General features: G+C 34.6%; 9 protein-coding genes, 1 pseudogene and 1 riboswitch. Of the genes and pseudogenes, 6 read left to right on the top strand and 4 right to left on the bottom strand.

The annotated features are described in order from the left end of the window. From WBM70_RS09075 to hypA, 3 genes and pseudogenes are all read left to right on the top strand, one after another. Positions 1 to 179: pseudogene (locus WBM70_RS09075) on the top strand (hydrogenase formation protein HypD); the annotation flags it as partial. Next, positions 180 to 1178, top strand: a complete 999-nt coding sequence (hypE, locus tag WBM70_RS09070) for a hydrogenase expression/formation protein HypE (protein WP_424558190.1) — start codon at positions 180 to 182, stop codon at positions 1176 to 1178. 4 nt (positions 1179 to 1182) lie between these two features. Further along, positions 1183 to 1524: a hydrogenase maturation nickel metallochaperone HypA gene (hypA, locus tag WBM70_RS09065; protein ID WP_424558189.1), complete on the top strand. Its 342-nt coding sequence runs from the start codon at positions 1183 to 1185 to the stop codon at positions 1522 to 1524. Here the strand turns inward: hypA and WBM70_RS09060 are convergent, their stop codons facing one another. Together WBM70_RS09060 and WBM70_RS09055 are read right to left on the bottom strand one after the other, a co-directional pair. Further along, entirely contained in the window at positions 1525 to 2877 is a 1353-nt protein-coding gene (locus tag WBM70_RS09060; protein ID WP_424558188.1) for an SLC13 family permease, read from the bottom strand. Between the two features lie 302 nt (positions 2878 to 3179). Then, positions 3180 to 3476, bottom strand: a complete 297-nt coding sequence (locus tag WBM70_RS09055) for a hypothetical protein (RefSeq protein ID WP_424558187.1) — start codon at positions 3474 to 3476, stop codon at positions 3180 to 3182. 142 nt (positions 3477 to 3618) lie between these two features. Between WBM70_RS09055 and WBM70_RS09050 the strand changes: the two genes are divergently transcribed. Then, positions 3619 to 3930 (top strand): hypothetical protein, encoded by a 312-nt coding sequence (locus tag WBM70_RS09050; protein WP_424558186.1) that lies wholly within the window; start codon positions 3619 to 3621, stop codon positions 3928 to 3930. A gap of 228 nt (positions 3931 to 4158) precedes the next feature. Beyond that, a riboswitch (cyclic di-GMP riboswitch) is annotated at positions 4159 to 4257 on the top strand. 444 nt (positions 4258 to 4701) lie between these two features. Here WBM70_RS09050 and WBM70_RS09045 read toward each other — a convergent pair. Both WBM70_RS09045 and WBM70_RS09040 read right to left on the bottom strand, forming a co-directional pair. After that, the gene (locus tag WBM70_RS09045) at positions 4702 to 4995 is read right to left on the bottom strand and encodes a hypothetical protein (protein WP_424558185.1); all 294 of its coding nucleotides are present in this window, start codon (positions 4993 to 4995) and stop codon (positions 4702 to 4704) included. After that, positions 4992 to 5120 carry a hypothetical protein gene (locus tag WBM70_RS09040; RefSeq protein ID WP_424558184.1) on the bottom strand — a complete coding sequence of 43 codons (129 nt, stop codon included), beginning with the start codon at positions 5118 to 5120 and terminating at the stop codon, positions 4992 to 4994. Before WBM70_RS09040 ends, WBM70_RS09045 begins: the two co-directional genes overlap by 4 nt. A gap of 220 nt (positions 5121 to 5340) precedes the next feature. On the opposite strand from WBM70_RS09040, the gene WBM70_RS09035 reads away from it, so the two are divergent. Then, on the top strand, positions 5341 to 6606 hold the full coding sequence (locus WBM70_RS09035) for a hypothetical protein (RefSeq protein ID WP_424558183.1): 1266 nt from the start codon (positions 5341 to 5343) through the stop codon (positions 6604 to 6606). Then, the coding region (locus tag WBM70_RS09030; RefSeq protein ID WP_424558182.1) for a cache domain-containing protein at positions 6603 to 7548 on the top strand (946 nt) is incomplete at its 3' end. The genes WBM70_RS09035 and WBM70_RS09030, both read left to right, overlap by 4 nt.

Genomic DNA, 7548 nt, shown 5'->3' with positions numbered 1-7548 from the left:
CTACAGAGCCTATTGATGACCATAAGCTTTGTATATGTGGAACGATACTAAAAGGATTGGCTAAACCAAACGACTGTAAAGTCTTTGGAACGGCTTGTACTCCAAATACTCCTATGGGTAGCTGTATGGTAAGTTCAGAAGGGGCTTGTAATGCCTATTATCGATATGGAGAAATTTAATTGAAACAGATACAACTAAGCCACGGTGGTGGTGGAGAAGAGACAAACAGCCTTATACACGATCTGTTTTATCATCATTTTTCCAATGATATATTGATTGCAGCTGAAGATGCTGCTGTTTTAGATGTCAAAAATAAGATCGCTTTTACCACAGACAGTTTTACAGTAAGCCCTATTTTTTTTAATGGTGGGAACATCGGTAAACTTGCTATAGCAGGTACGGTGAATGATCTTGCTATGATGGGAGCAAAACCACTTTATCTTAGTGCCTCATTTATGATTGAAGAGGGATTTTCTTTTGATGATCTAGAGACAATCGTAAAATCTATGGCAGAAGAGCTCAAATACTCTGGATCAAAAATAGTCTGTGGAGACACAAAAGTCGTTCCCAAAGGTGCAGTGGATCAGATATTTATCAATACTTCAGGCATAGGAGAGATTGAAAAGGAAGGAATATCCGCAAGTCATCTTCAAGAGGGAGATACAATCATCGTTTCAGGTGATGTAGGACGGCACGGTGCAGCGATCTTAATGGAACGTGAAGGTTTGGGTATCTCTGGTGATCTCCAGAGTGATTGTGCCACGTTATGGCCAGCAGTTCAAGCCTTGATCGATGCCAATGTAACTATTTCTGCTATGCGTGATGCGACTCGCGGTGGTCTTTCTGCAGTATTGAATGAATGGGCTGAACAAAGTAGTGTTTGTTTGGAAATAGAAGAGTCAAGCGTACCGGTTAATGAAGCCGTGCAGGGTATATGTGAACTATTTGGTTTTGAGGCTTTTGATTTTGCCAATGAAGGGACATGTATACTTGCTGTACCTACAAAAGATGCACAGTTAGCAATAGATGTGCTTCAAAAAGTAAATGTAACGAGTAAAGCAGCTATTATAGGAGAAGTAACTATGAAAAAAGAGGGAAAAGTGATCCTTCATTCTGCCTATGGCAGCAGCCGTTATCTTGACCTGCCAAAAGGTGAACTTTTGCCTAGGATATGTTAACCTTATGCATGAATATTCTATCGTCCAAGCACTATTAGAACAGTGTGAAGGCCATGCCAAAGCTAACGATTCAACGAAAGTTACTAAAGTAGTAACAAAGATAGGGAAACTAAGCGGTGTAGAACCACATCTGCTAGAAACTGCTTTTGAAACATTTAAAGAGCATACCGTATGTGATGGTGCAGAGTTTGTTATGAACTTACAAGATCTAAAGCTCTACTGTAATGCATGTCAAAAGGAGAGTGAACAGAGTGAAGTACGTTATCAATGTGCCCATTGTCAAAGTACAGACGTATCTGTAGTTGACGGTGAGGATATGTATCTTATGACACTTGAAATGGAATAATTACAACAGTTGTTTCCAAAAGAAGTTTGCGATCGCAACAATAAATAAAATACCTAGTATATTAAATACAAATCCATAAGTCGCCATTCTTTTGATCGTGATCACACCTGAGCTCATAGCAATGGCATTAGGTGGTGTGGCAATAGGCAGCATGAAGGCATACGAGGCACAGATCGTTGCAACCAGCATAATAAGTGTTGCATTGAGCCCTGTCTGTTCGGCAACCTGATAGAGTACAGGGAGCATAATGGATATCAGTGCAGTATTACTAGTGATCTCTGTCGTAAATGTGACCATTGCTGCAAGCAGAAGCAAGAACAGAAGTATCGGTAAAGTTGAAAATGTGACTAGGTATGAAGCGACTTCCGCGGCCATGCCTGTCTTGGTAAATGCAGCTGCAATAGCAAAACCCGCACCAAAAAGGAACATGATCCTAAAAGGAATATTCTCTTTATCCTTCATCCACTCCAAGATAGAAAAAGGAGGCGCAAAAAGAAGAAGCCCTGCTGCAAGGAGTATTCCCGGCTCGCTCAGGCCCAATCCATTATAATAAGGTTTGATCGGAGCATTGACTATAAGCATAGTGATCAACCCGAAAATAACATAGAGTACTTTCTTTTGATCTTTTTCAAGAGGCTTATTACTCAGATCAGTTTCAATATGTAAATTTTTGACACCTAAACTCAGCACAAATCCCACTGCTATAAACATGACAAAAACCAATGGGGCAACCATATACATCCATTGTGCAAAAGGAATAGCCTCCATTCCCATCTCTTCCATGATACCTAAAAGTACAAGGTTTGGCGGCGTACCGATAGGTGTTAAAATACCACCAATGTTTGCTCCATAAGCAATACCCAATGCCAAACGCATTTTAAGCCTCACATCCTCAGTTAAAAAGAGGGCAATAGGAAGTAGAAGGAGGGTGGTAGTGGTATTTGAAAGCACTGAACTCAAAAGCCCTGATGTGATGATAAGAGCAAAGATGATACCTCGGACAGAGCTTGGAAATAGATTCAGCATTCTATTGGCTATCACTTTATGCAAGCCTGTTTTTTCAACGGCAATAGCGATCATAAACCCACCTAAAAACAAGTAGATGATAGGGTTTGCATAGTTTATAGAAGTCTCTTTTGTGCTCAAAACACCCAACGCAGGGAATAATACAATGGGAAGCAATGAAACCACAGCCATAGGCAGCCCTTCATTGGTCCATAGTGTAACCATCAAGACTATAGTAGCGACCATAAGTGACTGTGGAAATGTAAAGAATATGATCATGATTCCAAATGCGATCACACCAAGTAAAAGTGCCATTAAAATCTTTTTTGTCTGTTCTGTCTTTGACATTTTCGTTTCCCTTGATTTCTCTGTTTTATTTTTCTATTGTGCCTCAAAAACCTAAAATCGGAGATTATAAATGTAGAATATGAATCACGTTAATATCTAAAGGGAAAATTTATCACGTCATCCAAAAGAAACTAGAGAGAATTGGATACAACCAGTTATATAGAGTTAACGATTTAATTTATTAAATGTTACATTAATATGACATTCGCCATATATAATATCAATTGGCGCGATAGTAGATAATTACTCCTTTTAGAAAAATATATCCTATTCCCTTGATATAGTACATATCTATCGTGCCTTTATAAATGTAATACTTCATTTAACGCATCATACAGACCACGTTTATACTCTGTATCGTCAAGACAAGAGTGGAGCTTCAATTGTTTGTCTATCTGTTCCTTGAACTGTTTCTCTATACTTTTTTCTTCTTGCATATAGTAGAAAGAAAGTTCAGCAAGATATCCTAATGCTGTTAATCTACCTTCTCTGTATTTATCACTTACTTGTAACGTTGTAGTATTGAATTTATAGAGTGTAAGTTGATGATGACAATGTTTACTTACTGCTTCAAGTAGTTCTTGTGATGTAGGTTTCATAATAGTATTTTTACAGAAAAATGGAGAGTAGCATAAAAGTATGTCAAATTGTCATAGAAAGAGAAAAAATATTATTAAGGGGATTAATGGTATTATTTATACTTATTTTTAAAATTTAAACGAAAAATATAAAAGGAATAGAATGAAAAAGATACTATTTGCAGGAATACTTTTATTGGGCATGAGTGTACTGGCAATTGCAGAAGAAAAAGATGAGTTTGATGATGACCTAGGTGAAGACTTGAATCCTATGGAAGTTGTTCAAGATTTTATGGATGACTGTAATAATGAAGGGGATTATTATGGATGTTTTTCCGTAGCCATGAAATATGAGAAGGGTGAAGTACTGGAAAAAGATATCTCCAAAGCGATTGAATACTATGGTAAAGCATGTAAACATGGGTCAGAAGAAGGGTGTAAAATGGCTAAAAAACTTCAAGCAGAGACAAAATAAACCAAATCCGGTAAATATATAAAAACAATAAAATTAAAGTCTATGATAAGAGGAGAAACCATCATCCTCTTCGTAGACTGAACTCAAATCCTTACGTCTGATAATAATATGTACTCTAGAGTTTAAAAAATGATTGTAACGCTTTTTATCATTTTTAAAATAATAAAAAATATTATAAAATTATAATAAAAAATTAATATTACCTTGAGTATACTATCAACGTTTACATTGTAAAAAAGCTACACTTGTCGTAAGGCAGGGTCAGAAAACCATGGATCTTCGATGCTATAACTCTATAGCAGATGCAAAGATTGCCAGGTTACAAAATCAATACAACAATACTAATATGATAATAATGGCTATTCACATGGCACGATAGTTGATGGGTATTCCTTGATTAAAACACTTATCCTTGTCCAACTCTATAAGTACCAACTATCGTGCCTTGTGAGTAGCTAGAAGTTCTCTCTATTGATTTTACCAATAGTTTCTCTCCAAAGAAATAGATACATTAAAAAATTATAAACATTGCTAGTACTAATATTCAATTAGGAATAAGTTATATTGGAAGAAGGTAACTTTATGTTTTGGACAATTTAAAGGAGTGCACCCAAAAGGAAGTTTAGGGAAGGGTACTACATTAAATAAAAAAAGTTACCTAGAAAACCAAAACTATGAAAAAGGGATAAGGTTATTTATGGTCTTCATGTTGTCAGTATAGGATTATTGTATGAAGTAAGTGTGAAGCTACAGGATAAACGATTCTGCAGACTACTGATAATTAATGCGTCTGCATCTCTCAAGCAAATCATCTTCATTTACACGTACAGTAGGTAACTTCAAGTATTTAAACAATAAATACTCATTATAAAGTTCTGCCTCTTTTATGACGTCAGGATAATTTTGACATCTATCAATGATATCCAGATTAATCTCTATCTCTTGCTTGATCTCTTCATGCGCTATAGGATGAATTCTTGACTTTTTCATAATAGCTGCTTTACAAGACTGTATTTCTGCTTCAGCCAATAATGCCAGAGGGAGCCATAATAATAATACTTTCATTCTTTATTCTTTGGTGTGACAGATACTTTTTTTTCAGAGTAGGTACCATCTTTATACCAGTATCTAATTAAGATGATGTTTCCATGTTCATCAACTTCTTTTTCTTCAGCTATTATCTCTTTCATGCTATATTGTAGCAAAATGGAATATAAATCAATACTTAAGTGGATTATTTTATGGTTTATCTTGGTTTTTAGGCAGGATTTGTACGAATAAGCCCTCGTCAGAAGACCAATTTATTAAAAAAGTTGATAACAATATGTCTCAAATTGTCATAAAATAAAATCTAGCCATAGATTTTTATTTATTATTGTCAAACCCAATAAAAAATAGTTATAATCATTTATGATAAAGTTTATTTTTTTATTATTATCTATTTCTTATGGTTACAGTGCCAATTGGTTGATGATACAGGGGACACAAGAGGAAACGACTAAAGATCATAATTTATGGGGTTTTGGACAATTGAGATATATCCATAATAGAGGTGATATTTATGAGACCTATGGGATGAATAAAACTCCTTTTTCCTTGAATAAACCTGACCTGCAAAAACAAGAAACTTTCATACTGTCACGTTTAAGAATTGGATTGAGAGGAAGACTTGATGTTAAGAATAAAATCAACTATTTTATTCTTACAGAGTTTGGTGAAAATGGAATAACCAATCCTGCAGGATATAGACAACATAGTTATTTGACGGATCTATCTGTCACATTGAGATATCTGCCGATCAACATAAGGGTCGGACAGTACAAATATCCCGGTAGTGAAGAGGGATTGATGGCAAGATTTGCCTCTCCGTTCATACAATTTACAACTGTCAGTGATCAACTGATGCTGGAAAGATATATCTCTTCTCAATCTGAAAATAGCACGACATACCTTGGTAGACCGGCACACTCAGTAGGAGCATATAGAGATAGTGGTATAAAACTTTTTCAACAGATCGATCTTGACAAAACAAGCTCAATAACCTATGCATACATGTATGGACTTGGTTCAGGTATACAGATGGATAATGTGAATGATTCTCATCCCACACACTACCTTTATATGGCATATGAAAATATATTTGGAGCTATAAAAGGTTATAATACAGAGTCTTTAAAACTTTATGGATGGTATCAAAAGGGAAAAAGAAAACTCCTGGATGAACTGTATAATAGAACAAGATACGGAATAGGTTTAACATATTATGATGGATCATTAAGAGTTGAAGGTGAATATATGAAAGGAAAAGGCATGATCTTTACCGGTGCAAAAGATACAAGTTCTACTCCTTCAAATAACGTCTGGCAATTTGAAATAGAGGCTGATAAGAACAATAAAGCTGATGGCTATTATATTTCTGCCACGTATAAATTGCAACCTAATATAGAAGCTATTGCCAGATATGATGAGTATCATAGAATGGAAAACATAAGTGCGAAGGAGAGAAGTGTCAAGAATACCACCCTTGGATTTTCATATAAATTTGAAGGTGTGAACAGAATAGATTTCAACTACACTTTTGTAAAAGCATATGCACCATATAATGGTGCTGCACAAGATATACTGAATAATGCCGGAGATATTGCAAGAATTCAATTGACATGGGTATACAAATGACTTTTAATCAACTAAGTTTAAAAAAATTATTGTTGGCAATGGTAGGACTTATTATCTTCGTATTTATAAGTCATGCACTACTTAATATCCGTACACAAGCACTTATCAAAGATAAGTACACTGATACTGCCAGTGAGATCCTATTCACAACACATTCTTATATTGAAGCAAAAAAAGAGTCAATTTTATTTATTGCACTTTCCTTAGCTAACGATCCAAGATTTATCGATGCTCTTGAATCATCAAATCAAACAAATTTCATGCTGGATAGATTTTCAGAAAACTTACGTCTTAACACCAATTATAAAAATGTATGGATCCAGCTCTCTGATAGCAAAGGTATAAGTCGATATAGAAGCTGGACAGATAGACATGGAGATGACCTTACTGAAGTGCGTAAGGATATTGTTCAAATGATACGTGATCCAAAAATAAGGTCAACCATCAGTACCGGTCTTTTTGATATGACTTTTAAATCCATGCTCCCGATGTTTAAAGATGACAAGTTTATAGGTACCATTGAAGTAATTTCAAAATTCAATTCTATCTCTATGCAACTATTAGACAAAGGATTTGAACTTGTATTGCTTGTCGATAAAGATTATAAAGATCAGATCAAAAAACCTTTTACAAAAATGTTTTTAGATGATTATTATATTGCAAATTTAAATGCTTCGGAGTCAAATCGAAACTATATTAAGAACTTTGGTATTGAAAAACTAATACATGATAATAACGCATATGTAATAGATCAAAAAAACAATAGATTCATCACTAAATATGTACAAAGAGATATAAACGAAAAGAATATGGGATATTTTATTTTATTGCATCCTTTGGACAAGATTGAATTAAAATATATCTACTTTTTTCATAATGTAATATTGATTTTTATCTCTTTACTCATTATTGGTATATATTTAGTGTTTCAATTAGTTAGTT

Source organism: Sulfurovum sp. (genome assembly GCF_049668085.1).
In the GTDB taxonomy this organism is placed as follows: domain Bacteria; phylum Campylobacterota; class Campylobacteria; order Campylobacterales; family Sulfurovaceae; genus Sulfurovum.
Note: the sequence above shows the minus strand (reverse complement) of the source record. Positions and strands in the feature narration are given on the sequence as shown.